Raw genomic sequence first — 272 nt, forward strand, 5'->3', positions numbered from 1 at the left:
GCAGGAGGAAGCTGTTGACCGCTTCCAGCGGAATGGCCGGGATGGCTTCGGCGATGGGGGTGCTGCGCACCGTGGGCGACAGCTTGACCGTGCCGCGCGAGGCGCCGCGGTTGAGCTGCAGGCGCGGCTGACCGTCGACATAGCTCAGCACCAGGGTGTCGCCGGGATAGATGAGATGGGGATTCTTGATCTGCGGATTGGCCTGCCAGATCTCCGGCCATTCCCAGGGTTTGCTGAGGAATCTGGCGGAGATGTCCCAGAGGGTATCGCCG

At 65.1% G+C, this 272-nt stretch carries 1 protein-coding gene; it reads right to left on the reverse strand.

What is annotated here, in order from left to right:
• Positions 1–272, reverse strand: a 272-nt coding sequence (locus tag FS767_RS22255; RefSeq protein ID WP_144968253.1) for a LysM peptidoglycan-binding domain-containing protein, incomplete at both ends; no start/stop codon positions are given.

Origin of the sequence: Pseudomonas sp. DE0010, assembly GCF_007680745.1 — a bacterium.
GTDB lineage: Bacteria > Pseudomonadota > Gammaproteobacteria > Pseudomonadales > Pseudomonadaceae > Aquipseudomonas > Aquipseudomonas parafulva_B.